We start from the raw sequence: 26,988 nt of genomic DNA on the forward strand, positions 1-26,988 counted from the left end.
GTCCGGCAGGTCCGCCCCGTCGGTGAACCGGTCGGCCGTGGGTTCCCCGCCGCTCACGAAGGCGCGTCCAGGCGGTATCCCACGCCTCGTACGGTACGGATCAGCGTCGGCGACGACGGAATGTCCTCCACCTTCGCGCGCAGCCGCTGCACACAGGCGTCGACCAGCCGTGAGTCGCCCAGGTAGTCGTGCTCCCACACCAGCCGCAGCAACTGCTGCCGGGACAGCGCCTGTCCGGGCCGCCGGCTCAGCTCCAGGAGCAGCCGCAGCTCGGTGGGTGTGAGCTGGAGGTCGTCACCGTTCTTCGTGACGGTCATCGCGGAACGGTCGATGACCAGGCTGCCGAAGGTCGCCGAATCCGTCGACTCCCGCTCCCCGCGCCGCAGTACGGCCCGGATACGGGCGTCGAGCACCCGGCCCTGCACGGGTTTGACCACATAGTCGTCCGCACCGGATTCCAGTCCGACGACCACGTCGATGTCGTCGCTGCGTGCGGTCAGCAGAATGATCGGCAACTGGTCGGTCCGCCTGATACGGCGGCACACCTCGAAACCGTCAATACCGGGCAGCATCACATCCAGAACGATCAAGTCTGGCCGCTGTTCTCGCAGCAGATTCAGGCCGTCCTCTCCCGTCGCCGCAGTGGCCACTCGGTGGCCCTGGCGTGACAACGAGAGTTCGAGGGCCGTGCGGATGGCGTCGTCGTCCTCGATCAGCAACAGGAAAGGCACAGAGGTCATTCTGGCCCATGGGGGGACCACAGTTCGACAGTCGGAGCGCTCCCACAGTTCCACCACATCTCCCGCCATGATCCATAACCCCTGTGACAGGCCTGTGACAGTCGGCGGACAGGCCCATGAAACTGGCCCGGCAATCTCATTGGCAGAAGGAAACAAGCAGACTCCAGCCGACGGGGGGCGCGAGATGAACTCACTGCACAGCACGACCTCGAGCGCAGTAATCACGCGTCTCCACGATGTCGCACGGAGCACCGAGAAGTCCGGCGCCGTGAACGGGCGGGGGTGCGTTCGCGGCGCCGGGCGTCAGCACCGACCGCCGTACATAGCGGTGGTCGAGGCGGCGCGCAGGCCCACGGCGGACAACGCCGAGGGACGGGGGAACGAGGGCGCGGCGTACGGAGAGGCCACGGGGGAGCGCAACCGGCCGACGGAGGCCACGGACGCCGAGACGGCGTTCACGGCCTACGTCCAGGAGCGCCGGGCCTCTCTGTACGCCACCGCCTACCACCTGACCGGGGACCGCTTCGAGGCGGAGGACCTGCTCCAGAGCGCGCTCTTCTCCACGTACCGCGCCTGGGACCGGATCAGCGACAAGGCGGCCGTCGGCGGCTATCTCCGCCGCACGATGACCAACCTGCACATCAGCGCGTGGCGCAGGCGCAAGCTCAACGAGTACCCGACGGAGGAGCTGCCGGAGACGGCCGGCGACACCGACGCGATGCGCGGCACGGAGCTGCGCACGGTGCTCTGGCAGGCGCTCTCGCGCCTTCCCGAGACGCAGCGCACGATGCTGGTGCTGCGTTACTACGAGGGCCGCACCGATCCCGAGATCGCGGACATCCTCAACATCAGTGTCGGCACGGTGAAGTCGAGCATCTGGCGGTCGCTCCGCCGGCTGCGTGAGGACGAGGTCCTCAGCTTCGGACGTGACGAGGAAGAGTCCTTCGGCGAGCTGGTGGCCTGAAGGCGGCGGGGGAGCAGGACCCGGGGGAGCGACACCGGGGTAAGTGGGGGGACCCGGGGGGGGCCTGCCGTTTCGGGGGAGACGGCAGGAACAGCACGGGGGTTGGGGGCACGGGGGTGCACCGAGCAGGACCGGACAGGCTGGGGGGCCTGTCCGGTCTTCGCGCGTTCCGGAGCCGTCCGTGGCACCCGGGAGGTACGGACGGCGCTCAGCGCCCGGTGTTCGCCGGGCGGACGGACGCGGCCGGGTCCGCCGTCGCCGTACGCGGCCGAGTGCTGCCCGCCGCGGCGTTGGCGATCCGGCCGAGCGCCTCCGCCTTCGCGCAGGGATGCGCCCCCAGTGCCGTCTGACGGCAGACGATGCCGCGCTCCGCGCGCATCAGCCGCCAGCCGCGCCGCAACAGGAACGCCACCGACTTCCGGCCCTCGCGCAGATCCCGCACCAGCCGGCGGCGGAACGTCGTCGAGGGGCGGCCCCGCAGACAGAGCGCGTCGGCCAGCACCCCCAACTCCTCGCAGCGCGCGACGACATCGGCCGCGAAGATGCCCTCGGCGATGAACAGCTGGGTCCGCCCGATGTCCAGCTCCTCGGTGTCGACACGGGAGCTGGTGGCGATCGAGTAGACCGGGACGGTGGTGCGGCCCGTACGGCACAGCTCCAGGATCGCGGCGACCGCCGCGTCCGCGTCCCAGGACAGGGCGGAGTCCCAGTCGATGTCCGAGCTGCCCGCGACCAGCGGCAGCGTCGGGTCGTCGCCCTCTTTGTAGAAGTCGTCGAGACGGAGCACGGGCAGGCCCGCGCGGGAGGCGAGCGACGACTTGCCGGAGCCGGAGGGGCCCGCGAGCAGGACGACGCGCGCGGAGGCGGTTCGGTGGGGACTCACGGGACACCAGTGTGAGGCATGCACCCGCTCAGGGGACCCCCGCCTGCGGCGTTGGTATCGAGCGTCACATCTCAACTACTGTGCGTGTCATTCCGATTACTCGTCTCCCTCGCCCAGGCAGGAATCCCATGGCACGTCACTCAGCTCCCACCTCCCGGCGCCGCGCCCTGCTGCGTGCCGGGCTGACGTTCACCGCGGCGGGCGCCGTCATCGGGCTCGGCGGCGCCGCCGCGCAGGCGGCACCGGCCGCGCCCGTGCCCGCGTCCGGCCCGGACAGCGAACTCGCCGAGGCCGGGGCGGCGGCGGGTGAGGGGCTCGCGGGCGCGGTCGGGCACACCCTCGCCGGGGGTCTGGGGCCGGTCAAGAGCCTTCAGCTCAACCCGCTGGCCAAGACGGGTGTGGACCCGCTGGACAACGCGGTGGGCACGCAGATCGCCGACTTCAGGCCGTTGTCGACGGCGGTGGTGACGGAATCGATCACCGAGGGCGGCGGTCTTCAGGACCTGCCGCTGGTCGGACCGGTGACGAGGCTGCTGCCCGGCTGAGCGCGCTGATCCCGTTCGCCCGATCGCCGTGCGGGCCGCGGGTTGCCCGCACGGCGATCGGGAACGAATCAGTAGCCGGAGCCCGAAGCGCCCAGACTGCCCGTGGGGTGCCAGACGGTCTTCGTCTCCAGGAAGGCCGTCAGACGCCCGATACCGGGATCGGCGGAGAAGTCCACCGGCGACGGGCGCAGCACCCGCTTGAGGTTGTCCGCGGCCGCGATCTCCAGCTCCTTGGCCAGCGTCTCGTCGGCGCCGTACAGGTCGATGCCGTTGACGTCCTGGTGCGCCGCGAGCGGGGCGGCCAGCTCCGCCGTACCGCCCGAGAGGATGTTGACGACGCCGCCCGGTACGTCGGAGGTGGCCAGCACCTCGCCCAGGGACAGGGCGGGCAGCGGGGAGCGCTCGCTCGCCACGACGACCGCCGTGTTGCCGGTGGCGATCACCGGGGCGAGGACCGAGACCAGACCGAGGAACGACGAGTCCTGTGGCGCGAGGACCGTCACGACACCGGTGGGCTCCGGCGTGGACAGGTTGAAGAACGGGCCCGCCACCGGGTTGGCGCCCCCCGTCACCTGGCCGATCTTGTCCGTCCAGCCCGCGTACCAGACCCAGCGGTCCACGGTCGCGGCCACGACGGCCGCCGCCTTCGTCTTCGAGATGCCCTCGGAGGCGGCCACCTCCGCCGTGAACTGCTCGCGGCGGCCCTCCAGCATCTCGGCGACGCGGTAGAGCACCTGGCCCCTGTTGTACGCGGTGGCGCCCGACCAGCCGCCGAACGCCTTGCGGGCGGCGAAGACCGCGTCGCGGGCGTCCTTGCGGGAGGACTTCGGCGCGTTGGCCAGCCACCTGCCCTTCGAGTCGGTCACCTCGTACACCCGGCCGCTCTCGGAGCGGGGGAACTTGCCCCCGACGTACAGCTTGTAGGTCTTGAACACTGACAGTCGCTCGGACTCAGACATCGAGATACGCCTCCAGGCCGTGGCGACCGCCCTCGCGGCCGTGACCCGACTCCTTGTAGCCGCCGAAGGGCGAGGTCGGGTCGAACTTGTTGAACGTGTTGGCCCACACCACGCCCGCGCGGAGCTTGTTCGCGACGGCGAGGATCCGGGAGCCCTTCTCCGTCCAGATGCCGGCGGAGAGGCCGTACTGCGTGTTGTTGGCCTTGGCGACGGCCTCGTCCGGCGTGCGGAAGGTCAGTACGGAGAGCACCGGGCCGAAGATCTCGTCGCGCGCGACGGTGTGCGCCTGTGCGACGTTGGTGAAGAGGGTCGGCGCGAACCAGTAGCCGGACGAGGGGAGTTCGCACTCCGGTGACCAGCGATCGGCGCCCTCGGCCTCGCCCGTGTCGGCCAGCGTCCTGATCCGGGCCAGCTGCTCGGCGGAGTTGATCGCGCCGAGATCCGTGTTCTTGTCCAGCGGGTCGCCGATGCGCAGCGTCGAGAGCCGGCGCTTGAGCGAGTCCAGCAGCTCGTCCTGGACCGACTCCTGGACCAGCAGCCGCGATCCGGCGCAGCAGACCTGGCCCTGGTTGAAGAAGATGCCGGTGACGATGCCCTCGACGGCCTGGTCGACCGGGGCGTCGTCGAAGACGATGTTGGCGCCCTTGCCGCCGAGTTCGAGTGTGACCTTCTTGTCCGTGCCCGCGATCTGCCGGGCGATGGCCTTGCCGACGGCGGTCGAACCCGTGAAGGCGATCTTGTCGACGTCCTCGTGCTCGACGAGGGCGGCGCCCGTGTCGCCGTACCCGGGAAGGATGTTGACGACGCCGCGCGGCAGACCCGCCTGGCGGCAGATGTCCGCGAAGAACAGAGCGCTCAGCGGGGTCGTCTCGGCGGGCTTCAGGACCACCGTGTTGCCCGTGGCGAGCGCGGGGGCGATCTTCCACGCGAGCATCAGCAGCGGGAAGTTCCACGGGATGACCTGGCCGGCGACGCCCAGCGGACGCGGATTCGCCCCGTAGCCGGCATGGTCGAGCTTGTCGGCCCAGCCCGCGTAGTAGAAGAAGTGCGCGGCGACCAGCGGGAGGTCCGCGTCGCGGGTCTCGCGGATCGGCTTGCCGTTGTCGAGGGTCTCCAGGACGGCCAGTTCGCGCGAGCGCTCCTGGATGATCCGGGCGATCCGGAAGAGGTACTTGGCACGCTCGGCGCCCGGCAGCGCCGACCACTTCGTGAACGCCTTGCGGGCCGCCTTCACGGCCCGGTCGACGTCCTCCGCGCCCGCGCGGGCCACCTCGGACAGGACTTCCTCCGTGGCGGGGGAGACCGTCTTGAAGACCTTGCCGTCGGCGGCGTCGGTGAACTCGCCGTCGATGAACAGGCCGTAGCTCGGTGCGATGTCGACGACCGAGCGCGACTCGGGGGCCGGTGCGTATTCGAAAGCCATCGTGTATCAGTCCACCGTGACGTAGTCGGGGCCGGAGTAGCGGCCGGTGGCCAGCTTCTGGCGCTGCATCAGCAGGTCGTTGAGGAGGCTGGAGGCGCCGAAGCGGAACCAGTGGTTGTCCAGCCAGTCCTCGCCCACGGTCTCGTTGACCAGCACGAGGAACTTGATCGCGTCCTTGCTGGTACGGATTCCGCCGGCGGGCTTCACGCCGACCTGGACGCCGGTCTGGGCCCGGAAGTCGCGTACGGCCTCCAGCAGCAGCAGCGTGTTGGCCGGGGTGGCGTTGACGGCGACCTTGCCGGTCGACGTCTTGATGAAGTCCGCGCCGGCGACCATGCCGAGCCAGGAGGCGCGGCGGATGTTGTCGTACGTGGACAGTTCGCCGGTCTCGAAGATGACCTTGAGGCGGGCGGCGCCGCACTCGGCCTTCACGGCCACGATCTCCTCGTAGACCTTCAGGTAGTGGCCCGCGAGGAACGCGCCGCGGTCGATCACCATGTCGATCTCGTCGGCACCGGCGGCGACGGCGTCCCGTACGTCGGCGAGCTTCACGGCCAGGGCGGCGCGGCCGGCCGGGAAGGCGGTCGCGACCGAGGCGACCTTCACATCGCTCCCGGCGAGTGAGGCGACGGCGGTCTCCACCATGTCCGGATAGACGCAGAGCGCGGCGGTCGTCGGGACGGTGCGGTCCGTCGGGTCGGGGCGCAGCGCCTTGGCGGCGAGCGACCGGACCTTGCCGGGGGTGTCGGCGCCTTCGAGGGTCGTCAGGTCGATCATCGAGATGGCCAGGTCGATGGCGTACGCCTTGGCCGTCGTCTTGATCGAGCGCGTACCGAGGGATGCGGCGCGTGCCTCCAGGCCGACGGCGTCGACGCCGGGCAGCCCGTGGAGGAACCGGCGCAGCGAACTGTCGGACGCGGTCACGTCAGCGAGGGGGGCACCGCCCACGGCGGAGCCTGTGGGCGAGGGTGCAGTCGTGGGCATGGTCACCACATGAGCATATCTACGCGCGTAGCAGCATGTACAGGGGGGATGCTGCGCAGGCACGGGAGGAACATCTCACGCTCGGCGCGCCGGTTCGGGGCGATCCCGCCCTCTCGCCGTGAACGATCATGGAGTCGGCGCCGTCGCCGGGGGAACGGGCAGCGGCTGCTCGGTCCAGATGGACTTGCCCGACGCGGTGTAGCGGGCGCCCCAGCGCTGCGCGAGGGCGGACACCAGTTGCAGTCCCCGTCCGCTCTCGTCGGTGGCGGAGGCCCGTCGGACGTGCGGTGTGGTCAGACTGCCGTCCGAGACCTCGCACACCAGGGTCCGGCCACGCAGCAGCCGCAGCCGCACCGGGCCCCGCGCGTGCCGTATGACATTGCTGACCAGCTCACTGGCGAGCAGCTCCGTGGTCATGGCGAGGTCGTCGAGGTCCCAGGCGTCGAGCTGGGTACGGATGTGCTCCCGCGCCTGGCCAGCGGCGACCGGATCCTGCGGCAGCGGCCAGGAGGCGATGTCCTCGGCGGCCAGCCTGCGCAGCCTGGCGATGAACAGCACGGCGTCGTCCGCGGTCTGCTCCCCGGCGGGCAGCAGCGCGGAGACGACGGTGTCGCACAGCTGGTCCAGGCTCAGGTCCCCGTCGGCGCGCAGGGCGGCGGTGAGCACCCGGGTCAGCTCCCGCGTACCGGCCTCGATGTCCCGGCCGGCGGCTTCCACCAGTCCGTCGGTGAACAGGGCCAGCAGGCCGCCGTCGGGCACCGCCAGCTCGACGGTGTCGAAGGGCGGAACCGCGGCGCCGAGAGGCGGGTTGGCGGAGATCTCCGGAACGCGCGCCGTGTGGTCGGGGTGGACGACGACCGGCGGGAGATGGCCGGCGCTCGCGAACACGCAGGTGTGGGTGGTGGGGTCGTACACGGCGTAGAGGCAGGTCGCGTAGAAGTCGTCCCCGAGGTCACTGACGATGCCGTTGAGCTGGCTGAGGATCTCGTCGGGCGGCAGTTCGAGGTCCGCGAGCGTACGTACGGCCGTCCGCAGCCGTCCCATCGTCGCCGCCTCGGACAGACCGTGCCCCATCACGTCACCGATGACGAGGGCGACCCGCTCGGCCGACAGCGGTATCAGGTCGTACCAGTCACCCCCGACGTCCAGGCGCCGGTCGGAGGGCAGATAGCGGGCGGCGGCGGTGGCCGCGGGCGGCGAGGGCAGGTGCCGGGGGAGCAGACCGCGCTGGAGTTCCTTGGCCCGCAGGTGCTCGGAGTCGTACAGCCGGGCCCGCTCCAGGGCCTGCGCGAGGAGCCCGCTGAGCGCGACGAGCAGGGTGCGCTCCTCGTCGCCGAGCAGCCGGGCGATGTCGAAGGAGATGACGCAGCAGCCCGTGGACCGCCCCGAGGCGATCAGCGGCAGGAAGGCCCATGCCTGACGTCCGTTGGCGGGGACGTCGGCCAGAGCGGGATAGCGCATCTTCATCTCCGCCAGGGAGGAGATGAACAGGGGGGCACGGGTGCCGAGCACGTCCGACACGGGTGTGGCCGTGGTGAGCGGGAACGAGAGGATCGTTTCGAGGTCCGCGGCCGGGTATCCGACGGAGCCGACCAGCCGCGTGAGATCGCCCTCGAAGGCCACCACGACCAGACCGGTGGCGCGGAACGGCTGCATGACGTGCTGGGCGACGGCCTTCACCACGTCGTCGGTGGTGAGCGCCTCCGCGAGCGCCGTGGTCAACTCGGCGATGCGGGCGGCCCGTTCGGTGGCGGCCCGGTCCGTGGCCAGGCGCTCCGCCTCGCGCGCCCGCTTCTCCGTGACGTCGGTGAGGTAGACGGTCAGACCTCCCGGCACGGGGACCAGACGCAGGTGGTACCAGCGCTGGTTGGCCGGTGACAGTACGTCGAGACCGACCGGCCGGTGATTCGCGACGGCCTGCCGGCAGAGGTCCTCCAGACCGGGCTCGCGGGCGAAGGGGATGTCCCACAGGACACGGCCGAGGAGTTCGTGCGAGGAGCCGAGTGCGCGCTGGGCCTCGATATTGGTGAAAGTGATCCGCCAGTCGGTGTCGACCGCGAGGAATCCGTCGCTCATGTGCCGCAGCGCGTGGTCCACGTGTTCCCGGGCGACATGGGTCTGCGTCGTGTCCCACACGGTGCCGACCATGTGGTGGGGTTCCCCGTCCTCGCCGAGGATGACCCGGGCGCGTGCCTGGGCCCAGCCGAACGTCCCGTCGGGGCGGCACACGCGGTACTCGACGCCGTACACGCTCCGGGTGCGGATCGCCTCGTCGGTGTCGAGCATCACCCAGGGCAGATCCTCGGGATGGACCAGACCGAGCCATGTCTCGATCCGGTGGTCGAACGTGGTCGGATCGATGCCGAGCACCGTCATCGCCGCCTCGTCCCAGTCCAGCTCACCCGTCCGGATGTTCCAGTCCCAGGCGCCCACCCGGACGGCCTTGAGGGCCTGCTGGAGACGGGAGCCGTCCGGCGGCTCCGGCCACAGCTCGGGGTTCGAGCCGCGCGGGGCCGCGAGAGAGCGGGCCAGATGCCCGGCCGCCCCGCGGGCCACCTCCTCAAGGAAGGCACGCTGTTCGGCGGTCGGCTCCTCGCCCGTGGGCGTCAGTACGGAGAGCACGCCCATCAGACCGAGCGGTCCGGTCGGCGCGAGCAGTGGTACGGAGGCCAGGCCGCAGGAGGCGAGCACGCCCGGAGCCGCGTCCTCGGGGGGCGCGGGGTACTCCGAAGCGGGCGGCCCCGCCGCCGCCCGGCCGCGACCGGAGGGCCGGTCGGCGAAAGCGGGCGCCGGGCTCCACGCGTACTCGCCGCTCCGGGCGGCGCGGGCCGGGACCGTCGAGTCCTTCCCGGACAGGTCCTGCCAGCGCTTCGTACCGGCCGGCGGCAGGCCGTCGGTGAGCATCAGATGAAGCCCCTTGTCCTGCCACAGGCTCCGCAGGTGCACCATCCCGCCCGGTCCGCCGAGGCCGCCGACCGCGTGGTGCAGCGCGCAGCGCAGCGCCTCCGTTTCGGAGACGTCGTCACCCACCGCGGCGAGTATGCGCAGACGATCTGTCGCCGATCGTGCCGCTGTCGGCCGCGGACCTTGTTCGTTTCGTGGGTTCACGGTCATGCACTCGCCCGCCAATCGACCGGGTTCCTTCCACCGGCCCGTCCCGCCCATTGTCTCTCGGCGCCGGGTCCGGGGCGAGGGAGCGGCGTGGAGACCGGTCCCGGTCCGGGCCGTGGCCGGCTCCGGGACTCCCGGCGCGTACGGCAGAATCGAAAGCATGACGAGTCCCGATCAGTCCCCCGAGCCGGCCTACGCAGAGCGCGTCTTCCGGTCGCCCGCCGGTATCGCGGGCGGTGTGCTGCTGCTCGCGCTCGGCGCCTGGGTCGGGATCGACGCGCTGGTCCGGGGCCACGGCAGGACGCCGTGGCTCGCGCTCGCGGCCCTGCTGCTCGCCGTGCCGCTCGTGGTGGCCTTCACCATGCGGCCCGCGGTGTTCGCCAATGACGACCGGCTGCGGATCCGGAACCCGTTCCGCACGATCCTCCTGCCGTGGGCGTCCGTGGCCGATGTACGGGCCAGCTATTCGAGCGAGGTGTTCACCAAGGACGGCGCGAAGTACCAGCTGTGGGCGGTGCCCGTCTCGCTCCGCAGGCGCAAGCGCGCCGCGCGCCGGCAGTCGCAGCGCGCGCACGACGACCCGCACGGCAGGACGTCGGTGAACGTCGACGTGACCGACTCGCTCGCGCGGGCGGCGGACGCGGATCACACGGTCGCGGGGCTGCGAGAGCAGGCGGAGCGCTGCGCGTCGCGGGACACCGCGCGGGGGGAGCCGCAGGTGCGGTGGGCGTACGAGGTGATCGCACCGGCGCTGGCGGGGCTGGTGGTAATGCTGGTGCTGCTCGCGACGGGGTGAACGCGGGTCGGTTCGCACCGGGGTCCGCCCGATGGCCGGTCCGTCCTCGATCGCCGGACGGGCGGAGAAGCCCGTCCGGCGATCGAGGGCAGGGCTTCAGATGCCCGCCGCCTCCGCCAGATCACGCTTGAGGGACGTCAGCAGCTCCGTGCCGACGGTGCGCGCCGACGGCAGGTCCGCCGCGGTGCGGACCGGGATCACGGCCTCCAGGTAGCACTTGAGCTTCGGTTCCGTACCGCTCGGGCGGACGATCACCCGGGCCCGGTACGCCCCGTCCAGGTGGTAGCGCAGGCCGTCCGTCGGCGGCAGGCCCGACGCGCCCGCCGAGAGGTCCTCCGACGACGTGACCGTCAGACCCGCGAGGACCGTCGGCGGGTCGTCACGCAGACGGTCCATCGCCCGCGCGATCAGTGACAGGTCCTTCACACGCGCCGACAGCTGGTCCGTCGCGTGGAGGCCGTGCGCGAGCGCCAGGTCGTCCAGGAGGTCCGCGAGGCCCCGGCCCTGCTCCTTCAGCTCCGACGCCAGCTCCGCGACGAGCAGCGCCGCCGTGATGCCGTCCTTGTCGCGTACGCCGTCGGGATCGACGCAGTAGCCGAGCGCTTCCTCGTAGCCGTAGCGCAGGCCCTCGACGCGGGCGATCCACTTGAAGCCGGTGAGCGTCTCCTCGTAACCGACCCCCGCCGCCTCCGCGATCCGCCCGAGCAGCGACGACGACACGATCGACTCCGCGAACACACCCGTCGCGCCCTTGTTCACCAGGTGTGCGGCCAGCAGCGCGCCCACCTCGTCGCCGCGCAGCATCCGCCAGCCGCTCTCGGCGTCCGCGTCCGGGACGGCCACCGCGCAGCGGTCGGCGTCCGGGTCGTTGGCGATGACGATGTCGGGGGCGGCGCGGCGGGCCGTGGCGAAGGCCAGGTCCATCGCGCCCGGCTCCTCCGGGTTCGGGAAGGCGACGGTGGGGAAGTCCGGGTCGGGCTCGGCCTGTTCGGCCACCGGTACGGGCGCGGGGAAGCCGGCCCGCGCGAAAGCGGCGTTCAGCGTCTGCGTACCGACCCCGTGCAGCGCCGTGTGTACCACGCGCGCCGTACGGGGGGATCCGGCGCTCAGCACGGCGTCCGTGCGCTCCAGATACGCGGCGAGCACCTCGTCGCCGAGGATCTCCCAGCCGTCGTCGGGGCGGGGCACCGAGTCCAGGGGCCCGACGGCGTCGATCCCGGCCGCGATCTCGCCGTCCATGGGCGGCACGATCTGGGAGCCGTCGCCGAGGTAGACCTTGTAGCCGTTGTCCCGCGGCGGGTTGTGGCTCGCGGTGACCTCCACCCCGGCCACGGCCCCGAGGTGCCGTACGGCGAACGCGAGCAGGGGCGTGGGCAGCGGACGCGGCAGTACGGCGGCGCGCAGCCCGGCCCCGGTCATCACCGCGGCGGTGTCACGCGCGAAGTCGGCTGATTTGTGGCGGGCGTCGTAGCCGATGACGACGAGACCGCCGCCCTGACCGGTGGCCTTGAGGTACGCCGCGAGACCGGCGGCGGCGCGGATGACCACCGACCGGTTCATCCGCATCGGCCCGGCGCCCAGCTCGCCGCGGAGTCCGGCCGTGCCGAACTGGAGCGTGCCGCTGAACCGTTCGGCGAGCGAGTCCAGGTCACCGGAGCCGACCAGCTCCCGCAACTCGCGCCGGGTGTCGGCGTCCGGGTCCTCGGCGAGCCACGCCTCGGCCCGCGCGATGAGGTCCTGCTGCACTGTGGGTTTCCCTTCCTGGGCCCGCTCGGAGGTCACACGACAAGCTCTCAGATGCGTTCGAGCACCTGTGCCAGCAGGGCACCCATCTGCGTGGCCGAGTCCCGGCCCGCCTGGAGGACCTCTTCGTGGTTGAGCGGTTCGCCCGACAGGCCGGCCGCCAGGTTCGTCACCAGCGAGATGCCGAGCACCTCGGCGCCCGCCTCGCGCGCCGCGATGGCCTCCAGCACGGTGGACATGCCGACGAGGTCGCCACCCAGCACCCGGACCATGTTGATCTCGGCGGGCGTCTCGTAGTGCGGGCCGGGGAACTGGACGTACACGCCCTCCTCCAGAGCGGGGTCCACCTCCTTGCACAGCGCGCGCAGCCGGGGCGAGTAGAGGTCCGTGAGGTCCACGAAGTTCGCGCCGACGATCGGTGAGGCCGCCGTCAGATTGATGTGGTCGCTGATCAGCACCGGCTGCCCCGGGCGCATGCCCTCGCGCAGCCCGCCGCAGCCGTTCGTCAGGACGACGGTCTTGCAGCCGGCGGCGACCGCCGTACGGACACCGTGGGCGACGGCCGCGACGCCGCGGCCCTCGTAGTAGTGCGTACGGCCCAGGAAGACCAGCGCGCGCTTCTCGGCGATCGCGTAGGAGCGGATCGTCCCGCCGTGCCCGGCGACGACCGGCGGGGGGAAGCCCGGCAGTTCGGTCACCGGGAACTCGGCCTCGGGTGCTCCCAGCGCGTCGACGGCGGGTGCCCAGCCGGAGCCCATCACCAGGGCGACGTCATGGGTCTCGGCGCCGGTGAGTTCGCGCAGGCGCACCGCGGCGGCGGAGGCGGCGGCGTGAGGGTCGGCGGATCCGTCGGCCGTGGCCGGGATAACAGATGCGTTCACGCGGAAGAGGGTAACCGCTCAGGCCCTACGCGCGTAGATGATCGAGCATACGGTCTTCGGATCGTTGTGTTGTCGTTTTCGACGAACGCCCGGGTCAGGCGCCTGTCAGGGCCTGTGCGTGCGGGTCGGGTGCCCGTTCAGCACGCGCGCTTTCGCAGTTCCATCACATAGTCGTGCGGCGCCCCGGCCGATTCCGCCGCCTCCGCCAGCTCGCCGAGATAGCGCGCGGAGGGCAGCCCGCCCTCGTACCCGTTCAGGACGTACAGCCAGGCCGGCTCCTTGCCGTCCAGCGTGTCCACGCGCACCCGCATCCGCCGGTATATGTCGAGGCCGACACCCTCCCAGCGGTCCATCGAGTCCTCGTCCATCGGGGCGATGTCGTACAGCGCCACGAAGACCTGGGAACGGGGCGCCTCCACAAGGGTGACCAGCGCACCCTCCCAGCCCATCTGCTCCCCGCCGAAGGTGAGCCGCCAGCCGTTGAGCCAGCCGGTGCCGCGCAGCGGGGAGTGCGGGGCGCGGCGGGACATCAGCCGCGCGTCGAGGTTGCCGGCGTACGCGGCGTAGAGCGACATGGGGACGAGGGTACGGGAGGGACGCGCGTGCACGGTGAATCACACGGGCGCGGGCCGTGCGTCACCGGCGGGGAGGGACCCGGGGCGAAGCAACTCGAAGAGTGCGGGACAATGGCGTACGTACTGCATCCTCCGGGGGCTCCCCGGACTCCCGGCCGGGACGGCAGACGGGTCGGGTCGACAACGGTAGGCGGACTTTTTCGTGACCCGGATCGTGATCATCGGCGGCGGACCCGGCGGATACGAGGCGGCCCTGGTGGCCGCACAGCTCGGCGCCGAGGTGAGCGTCGTGGACTGTGACGGCCTCGGCGGGGCCTCGGTGCTCACCGACTGCGTACCGTCCAAGACCCTCATCGCGACGGCCGAGGTGATGACCACCTTCGACTCCTCCTACGAGGAGCTGGGCATCATCGTCGCCGACGACACCCCGCCGCTCGAACAGGCCGCCCGTGTGGTCGGCGTGGACCTCGGCAAGGTCAACCGGCGGGTGAAGCGCCTCGCGCTCGCCCAGTCCCACGACATCACCGCCTCCGTCACCCGGGCCGGCGCCCGCGTGCTGCGCGGCCGGGGCCGGCTCGACGGCCGGCAGGCCACCGACGGCTCCCGCCGGGTGATCGTGACCTCGGCCGACGGCTCGGAGGAGTCGCTGACCGCCGACGCCGTGCTGATCGCGACGGGCGCGCACCCGCGCGAGATCCCCGACGCGCTCCCCGACGGCGAGCGCATCCTCAACTGGACGCAGGTGTACGACCTCACGGAGCTGCCCGAGGAACTGATCGTGGTCGGCTCCGGCGTCACCGGCGCCGAGTTCGCCGGGGCCTACCAGGCGCTCGGCTCCCACGTCACGCTCGTCTCCTCGCGCGACCGGGTGCTGCCCGGCGAGGACCCGGACGCCGCCGCCGTACTGGAGGACGTCTTCCGGCGCCGCGGCATGAACGTGATGTCGCGCTGCCGCGCCTCGTCCGCCAAGCGCGTCGGCGACCGCGTCGAGGTGACGCTCGCCGACGGCCGGGTCATCTCCGGCACGCACTGTCTGATGGCCGTCGGCGCGATCCCCAACGCCGAGGGCATGGGCCTGGAGGAGGCGGGGGTCCGCGTCAAGGACTCGGGCCACATCTGGACCGACCGGGTGTCGCGTACGTCCGCGCCCGGCGTCTACGCGGCGGGCGACGTGACCGGCATCTTCGCGCTCGCCTCGGTCGCCGCGATGCAGGGCCGCATCGCGATGTACCACTTCCTCGGCGACGCGGTGGCCCCGCTCAACCTCAAGACCGTCTCGTCCAACGTCTTCACCGACCCGGAGATCGCGACCGTCGGCTACAGCCAGTCGGACGTCGACAGCGGGAAGATCGACGCGCGGGTCGTCAAGCTGCCGCTGCTGCGCAACCCGCGGGCCAAGATGCAGGGCATCAGGGACGGTTTCGTCAAGATCCTCTGCCGGCCGGGCACCGGGATCGTCGTCGGCGGCGTCGTCGTCGCGCCGCGCGCCAGCGAGCTGATTCATCCCATCTCGATCGCGGTCGACAACAATATGACCGTCGAACAGATCGCAAACGCATTCACTGTGTACCCCTCTCTGTCGGGCTCGATCGCCGAGGTGGCGCGGCAGTTGCACAGCCGTAAGAGCGACGACGAGGGTTGACGCAGGTCATGGGCGTGCGTGGGCATCGGCCCACGCTCCCATACCACTTGGCGACGCTTCGAATGTTCACCTTCCGTATTTCGGGGCGAACCGCTGAAAGCAGACGGCCGTCCAGGTTACTGTCGGTTTCGTGTTCGCTGCAGAACGTCGCCAGTTAATCCTCGAAATGGTGCGCGCCAACGGAGCCGTGTCGCTCCGTGAGCTCGCCCGTGTCGTCCAGACCTCCGAAGTGACCGTACGTCGGGACGTGCGGGCGCTGGAGGCCGAAGGACTCCTCGACCGCCGGCACGGCGGTGCGGTACTGCCGGGCGGATTCACGCGAGAATCCGGCTTTCCGCAAAAATCCCATCTCGCCACGGCGGAGAAGACGGCCATCGCCGATCTCGCCGCGAGCCTCGTCGAAGAAGGCGAAGCCGTGGTGGTCGGTGCCGGTACGACCACGCAGGAGCTGGCCCGCCGGCTCGCGCGGATCCCCGGACTGACCGTCGTCACCAACTCCCTGCTGGTCGCACAGGCGTTGGCCCATGCCAACCGGGTCGAAGTCGTCATGACCGGCGGGACCCTGCGCGGCTCCAACTACGCGCTGGTCGGCAGCGGTGCCGAGCAGTCGCTCCAGGGGCTGCGGGTCTCCCGCGCGTTCCTGTCCGGGAGCGGATTGACCGCGGAGCGGGGCCTGTCCACCTCCAACATGCTCTCGGCCAGCGTCGACCGGGCGCTGGTACAGGCGGCGGCGGAGGTCGTCGTGCTCGCCGACCACACCAAACTGGGCACCGACACGATGTTCCAGACGGTGCCGACGGATGTGATCACCCGGCTGGTCACCGACGACCCGCCCGCGCACGACGACCGCGCGGCGACCGAGCTCCAGGCGCTCGCCGACCAGGGCGTACAGATCACGGTGGCGGGCGGGGCCGCGGGCTCGGGGCCCGGTGGTGAAGGCGCCCCGCCGGGGCGCCAGCCCCGACGGGACACCCCACTGCCGGGCCAGCGCCGCACCCATGGGGGCGCCGGCGCGGGCCCCCAGACGCGACGCGGCGCGTCGCCGTCGACGGGAATGCTGGTCGACCAACCGGCCGAACGCGCCCGGGTGGCGGACCTGCGCCACCGCTGACGTCCCGGGCCGGGGCGCACTGGGCCCTGTCCTGCGGGTCTTCGGGGCGCGGGAGGTGCCCCCTGCGTTGTCGGAGTCGTCCGCGTACGGCCGGTCCATCCACAACACCGATCCTCCGCCTTGCGATGCACGGCACCACGTGACACCAGCCGCTCGGCGGTGGGCCCGGGCCGCTAGGTCTGTCTTCGAACTGGCGTCGTCCGCCCTCGGGGCGGGGCTCACGGCGTCCGGTGCGTGCGATCGCAAGACGGAGGATCGCATCCGTACCGGGCGTACGTGGGCGAGTCCGACAACGCGGCGGGCGTGCCAGGCGTCGTGAGCCAGACGCCAGTGTGAGGACAGGACTTTGAGCGCGTGGCCACGGCCCAGCGCGCTCCGTGCGGCGAACGGGCCCCTCCGGGCAGGCTTTTCGGCGTGCTGCGCCGCCAGGTCCGGCGGTCTCGCCCGGTGCGTCGGCCCGGTCGGCTTGCCGGGCTTTCACCGTGCCTGCTCTCCTGCGTATCGGCGGGGAGCCCGGTCCCGCCGGGCGATCTCACTCGGTCCGCTCACCCGGCAGGGCCAACGTGCCCGTTCACCAAGGGTGTTCGGCGCGGGCGCGTCGACCGGGCGGGTTTGCCAGGGGCCGCGGTTTCGCCGCGTTCGCCCGGTGCGCCGGCCCGGCAGGGTCAACGTGCCCGTTCACCAGGCGTGTTCGGCGCGGCAGCGGGGTCGGCGGGGCCCTTCAGGCCCGTCAGGGTCAGTGTCAGGAGGCGGTCCGCCAGTTCCGGGTCCGTCGGGGACTGTTCGGCGGCCAGTGCGATCGCGTTCGTCAGTTGCATCAGGTCGTCGATCGAGGTGTCCGCCCGTACCGCGCCGCTCTCCTGCGCCCGTACGAGCAGCAGCTCGCCCGCCGTACGGAGGCCCGAGCTGCACTGCGTCAGGGCCGAACTCGCGTCGTGCGACGCCGACATGAGCGCGCGGGAAAGGCCGCGGTACTCACCCGCGTGAGTGATCAGCGCGCGCAGCCAGGCCACCAGCGCGTGGCAGGGCCGGTCGGCGTCGGCGAGTTCGCGCGAGCGGTCGAGCAGATCGGCCAGCGCCTCCTGGAAGACCGCGTTCATCAGGGCGTGCCGGGTGGGGAAGTGCCGGTACAGCGTGCCGATGCCGACTTTGGCGCGGCGCGCGACATCCTCCAGCGAGGCGTCGGTGCCGTGCTCGGCGAACGCGGAACGGGCCTCGCCGAGCACCCGCTCGTAGTTACGCCGCGCGTCGGCCCGCATGGGCCGGGGCGGCGCGCCGCTGCTGCTCGCCATCGCCGTCCTTCCTGTCGCTACGGGTGGGGCCCACGGGCCCGTTCTGGTGTGCGTCCCAGGATGCCACCGCGGGCCCGATCCGTCCGCATACACCGACGGCCCCGCCGGTTGAGCCCGGCGGGGCCGTCGGTGTATGCGGACGGTCAGTCCTTGATCTCGCAGATCGTCGCGCCCGAGGTGAGCGAGGCGCCGATCTCGGCGGTCAGGCCCTTGATCGTGCCCGAGCGGTGGGCGTTGAGCGGCTGCTCCATCTTCATGGCCTCAAGGACGACGACGAGGTCGCCCTCGCTGACCTGCTGCCCCTCCTCGACCGCCACCTTCACGATCGTGCCCTGCATCGGCGAGGCGAGGGTGTCGCCGGTCGCCGCCGAACCGGCCTTCTTCGTGGCGCGGCGCTTGGGACGCGCGCCGGCGGCCAGGCCCGTGCGGGCCAGGCTCATGCCGAGACTGGAGGGCAGCGAGACCTCCAGGCGCTTGCCGCCGACCTCGACGACGACCGTCTCGCGGCCCGGCTCGTCCTCCGTGTCCCCGTCGGCGGGGGCGGCGAAGGCCGGGATGGTGTTGACGAACTCGGTCTCGATCCAGCGGGTGTGGATGGTGAACGGATCGGCGGTGAAGGCCGGGTCGGTCACCACCGCGCGGTGGAACGGGATGGCGGTGGCCATGCCCTCGACCTGGAACTCGCCCAGCGCACGCGCGGCGCGCTGGAGCGCCTGCTCACGCGTGGCGCCCGTGATGATCAGCTTGGCCAGGAGCGAGTCCCAGGCGGGGCCGATGACCGAGCCGCTCTCCACACCCGCGTCCAGCCGCACACCGGGGCCGGTCGGGGGCCGGAAGAGGGTGACGGTGCCGGGGGCGGGCAGGAAGCCGCGGCCGGGGTCCTCGCCGTTGATACGGAACTCGATCGAGTGACCGCGGACCGGCGGGTCGTCGTAGCCCAGCTCCTCGCCGTCGGCGATGCGGAACATCTCCCGGACGAGGTCGATGCCGGTGACCTCCTCGGTGACCGGATGCTCCACCTGGAGGCGGGTGTTGACCTCCAGGAAGGAGATCGTGCCGTCCGTCCCGACCAGGAACTCGACCGTGCCGGCGCCGACGTAGCCGGCTTCCTTGAGGATCGCCTTCGACGCGGCGTACAGCTTCTCGTTCTGCGCCGGGGAGAGGAACGGCGCCGGGGCCTCCTCCACCAGCTTCTGGTGGCGGCGCTGGAGGGAGCAGTCGCGGGTGGACACGACGACCACGTTGCCGTGGGTGTCGGCCAGGCACTGCGTCTCCACGTGGCGGGGCTTGTCGAGGTAACGCTCGACGAAGCACTCGCCGCGGCCGAACGCCGCCACCGCCTCACGGACGGCGGAGTCGTACAGCTCGGGGACCTCCTCCAGCGTGCGCGCGACCTTCAGCCCGCGTCCGCCACCGCCGAACGCGGCCTTGATCGCGATGGGCAGACCGTGCTCGCGGGCGAACGCGACCACTTCCTCGGCGCCCGAGACCGGGTCGGGGGTGCCCGCGACCAGCGGGGCGCCGGCGCGCTGGGCGATGTGCCGCGCGGCGACCTTGTCACCCAGATCGCGGATCGCCTGCGGCGGCGGCCCGATCCAGGTCAGTCCCGCGTCCAGCACCGCCTGGGCGAACTCGGCGTTCTCGGACAGGAATCCGTAGCCGGGGTGGATCGCGTCGGCGCCGGAGTCCTTGGCCGCCTGGAGGACCTTGGCCATGTCGAGGTAGCTGGCCGCGGGAGTGTCACCACCCAACGCGAACGCCTCGTCGGCCGCCCGCACATGCGACGCGTCCCGGTCCGGATCGGCGTACACAGCCACCGAACCGATCCCGGCGTCCCGGCACGCACGAGCAACACGGACAGCGATTTCGCCACGATTGGCGATGAGCACCTTGCGCACGATGGCTCCCTCCTGGAAACAAGCTGAGTTTAGGGACTGCCGACACGACCGATCGACCCGTCCCCAATGGTGAGCTTGCCCACACGGAGTGTGACCCGAGGCCCGCTCAAGTCGCGAAATCCCTTGTGACGCCAGGGTACGCCCGGACGCATAGGCGCACAGTAATCGCCGTATGTGGCCAAGGTCTCTGTCAAAGCGCCCCGGCGCGTCTCGCGAATCTTTGTGGAGTTCCAACTAACGCGTGCCGGATTCTTTGCCTCTGTCCGGGCTCTTGTCCGGGGGTTTACCGGTGAGTAGCCTTCCCGGTGCCGTACGTACTTCGGGTAACAGGGAAAGAGGGTGGGTGCCGTGGTGCGCAGACCGGTGGCATGGGTGGCCGCGATCGTGCTGCTCGCGGAGGCCGTCGGCTTCGTCTTCGTCAACGGTCTGATGGCGACCGTCGTGGACAACCAGCAGATGTCACTCGCCGGACTGGACCCTGACGCCATGTCCAACGGGGCCTGGGCGGCGGGCGTTGGCCTCGGCCTCTACCTGGTCGTGTGCGCGGTCCTGCTGGTGCGTGCGGCGCTCACCGACCGCGGGTTCGGCCGCGTCGCGCGACCCGTCCTGATCAGCTGCGCCGTCCTGCACGCGGTGCTCGGGGCGCTGGCGGTGGGTCTGCTGGGCTGGACGGCGTTCCTGTTCATGATGGTCGTACTGGCGCTGCTCGTGCTGACGCTGGTCGCGTACGGCGAGCAGGTGAACGACGGCGAGCGCAGCCCCGGAGCGGGGGCCGGGACCGGAGCCGGGACCGGGACGGCCGGGCCCGCCGAGACGGGGGCCTCCGCCGCCTGAGGGCTCACCCCCAGAGATCGGTGATCGCGACGCCGTGCTCCGACAGGAGCTTGCGCAGCAGCGGCATCGACAGCCCGAGTACGTTCCCGTGGTTGCCGTCGATCGAGTCGACGAACGGCGCCGAGAGCCCGTCCAGCGTGAACGCCCCCGCCACGTACAGAGGTTCACCCGTCGCGACGTACGCGGCGATCTCCGCGTCCGTCGGCTCGCCGAAGCGGACCGTGGTCGAGGCGGTCTCCGACACGCTGCGCCCCGTCGCCGTGTCGATCACGCAGTGCCCGCTCCGGAGCACGCCCGACCGGCCGCGCATCGCCTTCCAGCGCGCGGTGGCCGCCTCGGCGTCGGCGGGCTTGCCGTGGGCCTCGCCGTCCAGCTCAAGCACCGAGTCGCAGCCGACGACGAGCGCGTCCGCGGCCTCCGGGCGGGCGGCGACAGCCGCGGCCTTGGCCTCGGCGAGCACCCGCGCCAGGTCGGCGGGTGTGGCGGCGGACAGCGCGTCCTCGTCCACGCCGCTGACGATCACTTCGGGCGCGAGACCCGCCTGCCTGAGCAGCCCGAGGCGGGCGGGGGAGGCGGAGGCGAGGACGAGACGGCGGCGCTGATCGGTCATGACGAGCAGGGTAGCCACCGGAGGGGTGCCGGGATTCCGGGGGAGCGTCCGGGAGGGACGGCGGTCCTCAATCGCCGGACGGACTCAAGATGCGAGCCGGGCGGGCTGCGGTGTGCACGTGCCGGTGGGTGGTGTCCTCAATCGCCGGACGGGCTTGAACAGGCCCGTCCGGGCGGGGCGGGGCGGGATGCGCGTGCGGGGCGGTGGGTGGTGTCCTCAATCGCCGGACGGGCTTGAAAGTCCGCCGGGCGGGCTTGAAAAGGCACGCGGGGCGGGGGCGGGATGCGCGTGCGGGGCGGTGGGTGGTGTCCTCAATTGCCGGACGGGCTTGGGAAAGCCCGCCGGTCGGAGGTGGAGAAACCCGCCGGACCGGTTTGAACGGGCCCTCCGGACGGGCTGAAAAGCCCGTCCGGGCAGGGGAAAGAAGCCGACCGGGACGTGGGCGAAGAAGCCTGCCGGACCGGCTTGAAAAGGCCAGCCGGGCAGGGGTGAAGAAGTCGGCCGGGCAGGGGTGAAGAAGCCCGGCGGATGGGCTTGGAGAAGGCAGCCGGGCGACCTGCCGGACGGGCTTGGGAAGGCCCGCCGGGCCGGGCAAGAAGGCCGGCGGGTGGGGCTAGCGGATGCCGGCTGCCAGCATTGCCAGGATCATCGCCAGTGCGAGGACGACGCCGGCGCGGCGCATCATCGCCTGCATGTCCCGCATGTCCTCGGGGGGTTCGTTCTCAGGATCGGACCAGAGCATGCCTTCGATCCTGGGGGCGTGGCGGGCGGGACGCCTGAGTACCCGTACTCAAAGCCTCCCGCCCGACCGATCCGCTACCCCGGCCAGTACGTACGCGCCCACGCCCGCGGCCCCGGGCGGCGGGTCTCGCGGCGGGCGACGCGGGCCGGGTCCGACCACCCCGGTGCGGGCGGCGCGGCGCCCGGCGTCAGCTCGGCCCCGGCCGCCGCGCGGGCCCGGACCACCGCGAGTGCGGCGGCCAGCTCCTCGGCGGTCGGATTGCCTCGTACAACCTTGATCATTTTGGCCTCCTGCCGTCCTACAGAGGGATGTTGCCGTGCTTCTTCGGGGGCAGGCTCTCCCGCTTCGTACGCAACTGCCGCAGCCCCTTCACCAGATGCGCCCGCGTCTCGGACGGCAGGATGATCGCGTCGACATAGCCGCGTTCGGCCGCGACGTACGGGTTCAGCAGCGCGTCCTCGTACTCCGCGATCAGACCGGCCCGCGTCGCGTCCTGGTCCTCGGCGGCGGCGATCGTGCGCCGGTGCAGGATGTTGACCGCGCCCTGCGCGCCCATCACCGCGATCTGCGCCGTCGGCCAGGCCAGATTGAGGTCGGCGCCCAGGTGCTTGGAGCCCATCACGTCGTACGCGCCGCCGAACGCCTTGCGCGTGATCACGGTGATCAGCGGGACCGTCGCCTCCGCGTACGCGTAGATCAGCTTGGCGCCGCGCCGGATGATGCCGCCGTACTCCTGGTCGACACCCGGCAGGAAGCCCGGTACGTCCACGAACGTGATGACCGGGATGTTGAACGCGTCGCAGGTGCGGACGAACCGCGCCGCCTTCTCGGACGCGTCGATGTCCAGACAACCCGCGAACTGCAGCGGCTGGTTGGCCACGATGCCGACCGGATAGCCCTCGACCCGGCCGAAACCGGTGATGATGTTCGGCGCGAACAGCGCCTGCGTCTCCAGGAATTCGGCGTCGTCCAGCACGTGCTCGATGGCGGTGTGCATGTCGTACGGCTGGTTCGCCGAGTCCGGGATGAGCGTGTCCAGCTCCAAGTCCTCGGCGGTGGCGTCGAGTTCGGCCACCTCCGGGAAGGCGGGCGGCTCGGAGAGGTTGTTCGACGGCAGATACGACAGCAGCGACTTCACGTACTCGACGGCGTCCTTCTCGTCACCGGCCAGGTGGTGCGCGACGCCTGACGTCGTGTTGTGCGTACGCGCCCCGCCCAGCTCCTCGAAGCCGACGTCCTCGCCGGTGACCGTCTTGATGACGTCGGGCCCGGTGATGAACATGTGCGAGGTCTGGTCCACCATCACCGTGAAGTCGGTGATCGCCGGGGAGTAGACGGCGCCGCCCGCGCACGGACCCACGATGAGGCTGATCTGCGGGACGACACCCGACGCGTGCACGTTGCGGCGGAAGATCTCGGCGAACAGGCCGAGCGCGACCACGCCCTCCTGGATACGGGCGCCGCCGCCGTCGTTGATGCCGATGACCGGACAGCCGGTCTTCAGCGCGAAGTCCATGACCTTGACGATCTTCTCGCCGTAGACCTCGCCGAGCGAACCGCCGAAGATCGTGAAGTCCTGCGAGTAGACGCAGACCGGGCGGCCGTCGACCGTGCCGTAACCGGTGACGACACCGTCTCCGTACGGGCGGTTCTTCTCGATGCCGAAATTGGTGGACCGGTGCCTGGCGAACTCGTCGAGCTCGACGAACGACCCCTCGTCGAGGAGCAGCTCGACCCGCTCGCGGGCCGTCAGCTTGCCTTTGGCGTGCTGCTTCTCCACCGCCCGCGCGGAGCCCGCGTGCGTGGCCTCCTCGATACGGCGCTGGAGGTCCGCGATCTTGCCCGCGGTGGTGTGGCTGTGCTCTGTTCCGCGGTCGATTTCCGGCTCGGACATGGGGATGCGGCTCCCTGCGGGTCTGCGGATCTGTCTGCTGCGGCTCGGCGTGTGGCTACTGATCCGTAGCGTATCGGCGGGTCCGGCGATCGGCAGTGCGTCGTTGGCCACACCGCCCCGGCCCGCGAGCCCGCCCGGTCGCACCGCGTTCGGCCACGCCGCGCCCGACCGCACCGCAGACCCTAGGGTGGCGCGCATGACGGAGCACAATGCCGCGGGCAGCCGCTGGACCGATCTCGAACGCCCCCCGCTGAACACCCCCGCGCTGCGGCGCGGTCTGATCGTGCCGGGCCGCCTGTGGACCTCGCTCGACGTCGTCACGGCGACGGGTTCCACCAACTCCGACCTCGCCGCCCGCGCCGACGAGCTCCCCGAGGGCGCGGTGCTGGTCGCCGAGGAGCAGACGCGGGGGCGCGGGCGGATGGACCGGAAGTGGTCGGCGCCCGCCCGGTCAGGGCTGTTCCTCTCCGTACTCCTGCGGCCGGGGCCGGACGTCCCCGTCGAACGCTGGGGATGGCTGCCGCTGCTGACCGGTGTCGCGGTGGCGACGGCCGTCGCGCGCGCGGCGGGTGTGGACACGGCGCTGAAGTGGCCCAACGACCTGCTGGTGAAGGTCGGCGGCGAGGAACGCAAGGCGGGCGGGATCCTCGCGGAGCGCGCGGCCGACGACGCGGTGGTCGTCGGCATCGGCCTGAACGTCAGCCTCACCGAATCGGAGCTGCCCGTCCCCGGCGCGGGGTCGCTCGCGCTCGCGAACGCGGTGTCCGTCGACCGAGATCCGCTGCTGCGGGCGGTGCTGCGCGGGGTGGAGCACTGGTACGGCACGTGGCGGGACGCGGCGGGCGACCCGGCGGCGTCGGGACTCCAGGAGGCGTACGCGGCGGGCTGCGCGACGCTGGGCCGCCCGGTGCGCGCCGAGCTGCCCGGGGAGCGGCAACTGGTGGGGGACGCGGTGGCGATCGACGGTGACGGACGGCTGGTGATCGCGACGGAGGGCGGCGGACAGGAGGCCGTGGGCGCGGGGGACGTGGTGCACCTGCGTGCGGCATAGGGCGCCCGGTGCCGCGGTGCTTCGTTCTGCCGGGTCCGGCCGGCAGGCGGGTGTCCTCGATCGCCGGACGGCTTGAAACGCCCGCTCCGCCGCCGCGCGACCGCACCCCGGAGAACCCCCGGTCGAGCAGCCGTAATGCCCGCGTCCGAAGGCGGCCCCGACAGCCCCGACCTGCCGTATCGTTGAGGCGACCCACGACAGATCGGCAGGGCAGTGCGCAGGGAACGGGCAGGAGGCGGCTGGTGAGGGTCGACGACACGACCTCCGGTGGTGGGGACGAAAAGCCGCCGTCGGACTCCTCCGGTCACCCCACCCCGCACCACGCCGTCGACCACACGGCCGAGCCCACCGACGACCCCCTCGCCATCCGGCTCGAACAGCTGATCCTCGGCGCCGAGCGCCGCTACACCCCCTTCCAGGCCGCCCGCACCGCCGGTGTCTCGATGGACCTCGCGTCCCGTTTCTGGCGGGCCATGGGCTTCGCGGACATCGGCCAGGCACGGGCCCTCACCGAGGCCGACGTCCTGGCGCTGCGGCGGCTCGCCGGTCTCGTCGAGGCCGGTCTGCTGAGCGAGCCGATGGCGATCCAGGTCGCCCGGTCGACCGGACAGACCACCGCCCGCCTGGCGGAGTGGCAGATCGATTCCTTCCTCGCCGGGCTCACGGAGCCGCCCGAGCCCGGGATGACCCGGACCGAGGTCACGTATCCCCTGGTCGAGCTGTTGCTCCCGGAGCTGGAGGAGTTCCTGGTGTACGTGTGGCGGCGCCAGCTCGCCGCCGCGACCGGACGTGTCGTCCAGGCCGCCGACGACGAGGAGATGGTGGACCGCCGTCTCGCCGTAGGCTTCGCCGACCTCGTCGGTTTCACCCGGCTGACCCGCCGCCTGGAGGAGGAGGAGCTCGGCGAACTGGTCGAGGCGTTCGAGACGACCTGCGCCGACCTGGTGGCCGCGCACGGCGGCCGGCTCATCAAGACCCTCGGCGACGAGGTCCTGTACGCGGCGGACGACGCGGGTACGGCCGCGGAGATCGCGCTGCGGCTCATCGAGACCATGACGCACGACGAGTCGATGCCCGCGCTGCGCGTCGGCATCGCGTTCGGCACCGTCACCACCCGGATGGGCGACGTGTTCGGCAACACCGTGAATCTGGCGAGCCGGCTCACCTCGATAGCTCCCAAGGACGCCGTCCTGGTCGACGGCGCGCTCGCGGAGGAGCTGATCCGGACGGGCGACACCCCGGCCTCCGAGGCCGAGGCGGCGGAAGAGGCCGCGACCGCCGAGAAGGCGGGCGAGGAGCCGCCGTCGTACCGCTTCGCCATACAGCCGATGTGGCAGCGGCCGGTGCGCGGGCTCGGTGTCGTGGAGCCCTGGCTCCTGACGAGGCGGCCCAAGCCCGACGCCTGACGGGCGGCGCCCTATGATCCCGGTCAACGATCGTTAACCGGGAAGCGGGTGGGTGCGGTGGGCGCGGAGAGTGATCAGCGGTTCGGGGAGTTCGTCGCGGTGCGCAGGCACGGGCATGTGGCCGAGCTGGTGCTCGACCGGCCCAAGGCCATGAACGCGGTCTCGACGGAGATGGCACGCTCCATCGGCGCGGCCTGCGCGGCGCTCGGCGCGGACCGGGAGGTACGGGTCACCGTCCTCACCTCGACCCACGCGCGGGCCTTCTGCGTGGGCGCGGACCTCAAGGAGCGGAACTCGCTGAGCGACGCCGAGCTGGTACGTCAGCGGCCCACCGCCCGCGCCGCGTACACCGGCGTCCTGGAGCTCCCGATGCCGACCATCGCGGCCGTGCACGGCTTCGCCCTCGGCGGCGGGTTCGAGCTGGCGCTCTCCTGCGACCTGATCGTCGCCGACCCGACGGCGGTCGTCGGACTGCCCGAGGTCTCCGTGGGTGTGATCCCCGGCGGCGGCGGTACGCAACTGCTGCCGCGCCGCGTCGGGGCGGCCCGCGCCGCCGAACTCATCTTCACCGCACGGCGGTTGGAGGCGCGCGAGGCGCACGAGCTGGGCCTCGTCGACCAGCTGGCGGCCGAAGGGGCCGACCGTGACGAGGCGCTGGCGCTGGCCTCCCGTATCGCCGGGAACTCGCCGGTCGGACTCCGGGCGGCGAAGCGCGCACTGCGGCTGGGGCACGGGCTGGACCTGCGGGCCGGTCTGGAGGTCGAGGACGCGGCGTGGCGTTCGGTGGCCTTCTCCGGGGACCGTACGGAGGGTGTCGCCGCGTTCAACGAGAAGCGGAAGCCGCAGTGGCCGGGCGAGTAGTCCGCAGGTTCTGTGTACGGAGTGTGACGACTCCTCGCTCCGA

The 26,988-nt window shown here is 71.7% G+C and carries 24 protein-coding genes; 9 read left to right on the top strand and 15 right to left on the bottom strand.

The annotated features are described in order from the left end of the window. Window positions 1–53: 53 nt before the first annotated feature. The gene (afsQ1, locus tag SSPS47_RS21645) at window positions 54–731 is read right to left on the bottom strand and encodes a two-component system response regulator AfsQ1 (RefSeq protein ID WP_187280095.1); all 678 of its coding nucleotides are present in this window, start codon (window positions 729–731) and stop codon (window positions 54–56) included. Between the two features lie 193 nt (window positions 732–924). On the opposite strand from afsQ1, the gene SSPS47_RS21650 reads away from it, so the two are divergent. Next, entirely contained in the window at window positions 925–1,704 is a 780-nt protein-coding gene (locus SSPS47_RS21650; protein ID WP_147874202.1) for a SigE family RNA polymerase sigma factor, read from the top strand. 208 nt (window positions 1,705–1,912) lie between these two features. On the opposite strand, the gene SSPS47_RS21655 is transcribed toward SSPS47_RS21650, so the two are convergent. After that, window positions 1,913–2,587 carry a hypothetical protein gene (locus SSPS47_RS21655; protein WP_239065010.1) on the bottom strand — a complete coding sequence of 225 codons (675 nt, stop codon included), beginning with the start codon at window positions 2,585–2,587 and terminating at the stop codon, window positions 1,913–1,915. A 128-nt stretch (window positions 2,588–2,715) separates the two neighbouring features. Here SSPS47_RS21655 and SSPS47_RS21660 point away from each other — a divergent pair, with 128 nt between their 5' ends. Next, a complete protein-coding gene (locus SSPS47_RS21660; RefSeq protein ID WP_164252506.1) occupies window positions 2,716–3,132 on the top strand; it encodes a hypothetical protein in 417 nt (138 codons plus the stop codon). A 68-nt stretch (window positions 3,133–3,200) separates the two neighbouring features. Here the strand turns inward: SSPS47_RS21660 and SSPS47_RS21665 are convergent, their stop codons facing one another. The 4 genes from SSPS47_RS21665 to SSPS47_RS21680 all read right to left on the bottom strand — a co-directional run bounded on the left by SSPS47_RS21665 (window position 3,201) and on the right by SSPS47_RS21680 (window position 9,528). Next, window positions 3,201–4,091, bottom strand: a complete 891-nt coding sequence (locus SSPS47_RS21665; protein ID WP_164252507.1) for an aldehyde dehydrogenase family protein — start codon at window positions 4,089–4,091, stop codon at window positions 3,201–3,203. Continuing rightward, window positions 4,084–5,514, bottom strand: a complete 1,431-nt coding sequence (locus tag SSPS47_RS21670; protein WP_164252508.1) for an aldehyde dehydrogenase family protein — start codon at window positions 5,512–5,514, stop codon at window positions 4,084–4,086. Before SSPS47_RS21670 ends, SSPS47_RS21665 begins: the two co-directional genes overlap by 8 nt. Window positions 5,515–5,520: 6 nt before the next feature. Beyond that, a complete protein-coding gene (gene deoC / locus SSPS47_RS21675; protein ID WP_147874197.1) occupies window positions 5,521–6,498 on the bottom strand; it encodes a deoxyribose-phosphate aldolase in 978 nt (325 codons plus the stop codon). Window positions 6,499–6,624: 126 nt separating this feature from the next. After that, entirely contained in the window at window positions 6,625–9,528 is a 2,904-nt protein-coding gene (locus tag SSPS47_RS21680; RefSeq protein ID WP_239065011.1) for a SpoIIE family protein phosphatase, read from the bottom strand. Window positions 9,529–9,769: 241 nt separating this feature from the next. Here SSPS47_RS21680 and SSPS47_RS21685 point away from each other — a divergent pair, with 241 nt between their 5' ends. Continuing rightward, window positions 9,770–10,405, top strand: a complete 636-nt coding sequence (locus SSPS47_RS21685; protein ID WP_147874196.1) for a PH domain-containing protein — start codon at window positions 9,770–9,772, stop codon at window positions 10,403–10,405. 96 nt (window positions 10,406–10,501) lie between these two features. Here SSPS47_RS21685 and SSPS47_RS21690 read toward each other — a convergent pair whose 3' ends face one another. From SSPS47_RS21690 to SSPS47_RS21700, 3 genes are all read right to left on the bottom strand, one after another. After that, the gene (locus SSPS47_RS21690; protein WP_164252509.1) at window positions 10,502–12,151 is read right to left on the bottom strand and encodes a phospho-sugar mutase; all 1,650 of its coding nucleotides are present in this window, start codon (window positions 12,149–12,151) and stop codon (window positions 10,502–10,504) included. Between the two features lie 47 nt (window positions 12,152–12,198). Beyond that, on the bottom strand, window positions 12,199–13,029 hold the full coding sequence (locus tag SSPS47_RS21695; RefSeq protein WP_147874194.1) for a purine-nucleoside phosphorylase: 831 nt from the start codon (window positions 13,027–13,029) through the stop codon (window positions 12,199–12,201). A 137-nt stretch (window positions 13,030–13,166) separates the two neighbouring features. Beyond that, entirely contained in the window at window positions 13,167–13,604 is a 438-nt protein-coding gene (locus SSPS47_RS21700) for a gamma-glutamylcyclotransferase (protein WP_031229841.1), read from the bottom strand. Between the two features lie 202 nt (window positions 13,605–13,806). Here SSPS47_RS21700 and SSPS47_RS21705 point away from each other — a divergent pair, with 202 nt between their 5' ends. After that, the gene (locus SSPS47_RS21705; RefSeq protein ID WP_164252510.1) at window positions 13,807–15,246 is read left to right on the top strand and encodes an NAD(P)H-quinone dehydrogenase; all 1,440 of its coding nucleotides are present in this window, start codon (window positions 13,807–13,809) and stop codon (window positions 15,244–15,246) included. A gap of 130 nt (window positions 15,247–15,376) precedes the next feature. After that, the gene (locus SSPS47_RS21710) at window positions 15,377–16,357 is read left to right on the top strand and encodes a DeoR/GlpR family DNA-binding transcription regulator (protein WP_164252511.1); all 981 of its coding nucleotides are present in this window, start codon (window positions 15,377–15,379) and stop codon (window positions 16,355–16,357) included. Window positions 16,358–17,022: 665 nt separating this feature from the next. Here the strand turns inward: SSPS47_RS21710 and SSPS47_RS21715 are convergent. Next, entirely contained in the window at window positions 17,023–17,649 is a 627-nt protein-coding gene (locus SSPS47_RS21715) for a TetR/AcrR family transcriptional regulator (protein WP_164252512.1), read from the bottom strand. Window positions 17,650–17,792: 143 nt separating this feature from the next. Then, on the bottom strand, window positions 17,793–19,547 hold the full coding sequence (locus SSPS47_RS21720; protein ID WP_164252513.1) for a biotin carboxylase N-terminal domain-containing protein: 1,755 nt from the start codon (window positions 19,545–19,547) through the stop codon (window positions 17,793–17,795). A 339-nt stretch (window positions 19,548–19,886) separates the two neighbouring features. On the opposite strand from SSPS47_RS21720, the gene SSPS47_RS21725 reads away from it, so the two are divergent. Next, window positions 19,887–20,381, top strand: a complete 495-nt coding sequence (locus tag SSPS47_RS21725; RefSeq protein ID WP_239065013.1) for a hypothetical protein — start codon at window positions 19,887–19,889, stop codon at window positions 20,379–20,381. Between the two features lie 4 nt (window positions 20,382–20,385). Here the strand turns inward: SSPS47_RS21725 and SSPS47_RS21730 are convergent, their stop codons facing one another. The 4 genes from SSPS47_RS21730 to SSPS47_RS21740 form a co-directional block, all read right to left on the bottom strand. Next, window positions 20,386–20,991, bottom strand: coding sequence for a nucleoside triphosphate pyrophosphatase (locus SSPS47_RS21730; RefSeq protein ID WP_147874190.1), 606 nt, complete (start codon window positions 20,989–20,991; stop codon window positions 20,386–20,388). A gap of 613 nt (window positions 20,992–21,604) precedes the next feature. Continuing rightward, on the bottom strand, window positions 21,605–21,733 hold the full coding sequence (locus SSPS47_RS36020) for a hypothetical protein (protein WP_275405166.1): 129 nt from the start codon (window positions 21,731–21,733) through the stop codon (window positions 21,605–21,607). Window positions 21,734–21,807: 74 nt separating this feature from the next. Then, a complete protein-coding gene (locus SSPS47_RS21735) occupies window positions 21,808–22,014 on the bottom strand; it encodes an acyl-CoA carboxylase epsilon subunit (RefSeq protein ID WP_164252514.1) in 207 nt (68 codons plus the stop codon). Window positions 22,015–22,031: 17 nt separating this feature from the next. Further along, window positions 22,032–23,627: an acyl-CoA carboxylase subunit beta gene (locus tag SSPS47_RS21740; RefSeq protein ID WP_164252515.1), complete on the bottom strand. Its 1,596-nt coding sequence runs from the start codon at window positions 23,625–23,627 to the stop codon at window positions 22,032–22,034. A 196-nt stretch (window positions 23,628–23,823) separates the two neighbouring features. Here SSPS47_RS21740 and SSPS47_RS21745 point away from each other — a divergent pair, with 196 nt between their 5' ends. The 3 genes from SSPS47_RS21745 (at window position 23,824) to SSPS47_RS21755 (ending at window position 26,945) form a co-directional block, all read left to right on the top strand. Next, window positions 23,824–24,678: a biotin--[acetyl-CoA-carboxylase] ligase gene (locus SSPS47_RS21745; protein ID WP_164252516.1), complete on the top strand. Its 855-nt coding sequence runs from the start codon at window positions 23,824–23,826 to the stop codon at window positions 24,676–24,678. A gap of 242 nt (window positions 24,679–24,920) precedes the next feature. Continuing rightward, on the top strand, window positions 24,921–26,084 hold the full coding sequence (locus SSPS47_RS21750; protein ID WP_164252517.1) for an adenylate/guanylate cyclase domain-containing protein: 1,164 nt from the start codon (window positions 24,921–24,923) through the stop codon (window positions 26,082–26,084). 48 nt (window positions 26,085–26,132) lie between these two features. Next, window positions 26,133–26,945 carry an enoyl-CoA hydratase-related protein gene (locus tag SSPS47_RS21755; RefSeq protein WP_164252518.1) on the top strand — a complete coding sequence of 271 codons (813 nt, stop codon included), beginning with the start codon at window positions 26,133–26,135 and terminating at the stop codon, window positions 26,943–26,945. Window positions 26,946–26,988: the final 43 nt, after the last annotated feature.

The sequence above is a fragment of the Streptomyces sp. S4.7 genome, assembly GCF_010384365.1.
In the GTDB taxonomy this organism is placed as follows: Bacteria; Actinomycetota; Actinomycetes; order Streptomycetales; family Streptomycetaceae; genus Streptomyces.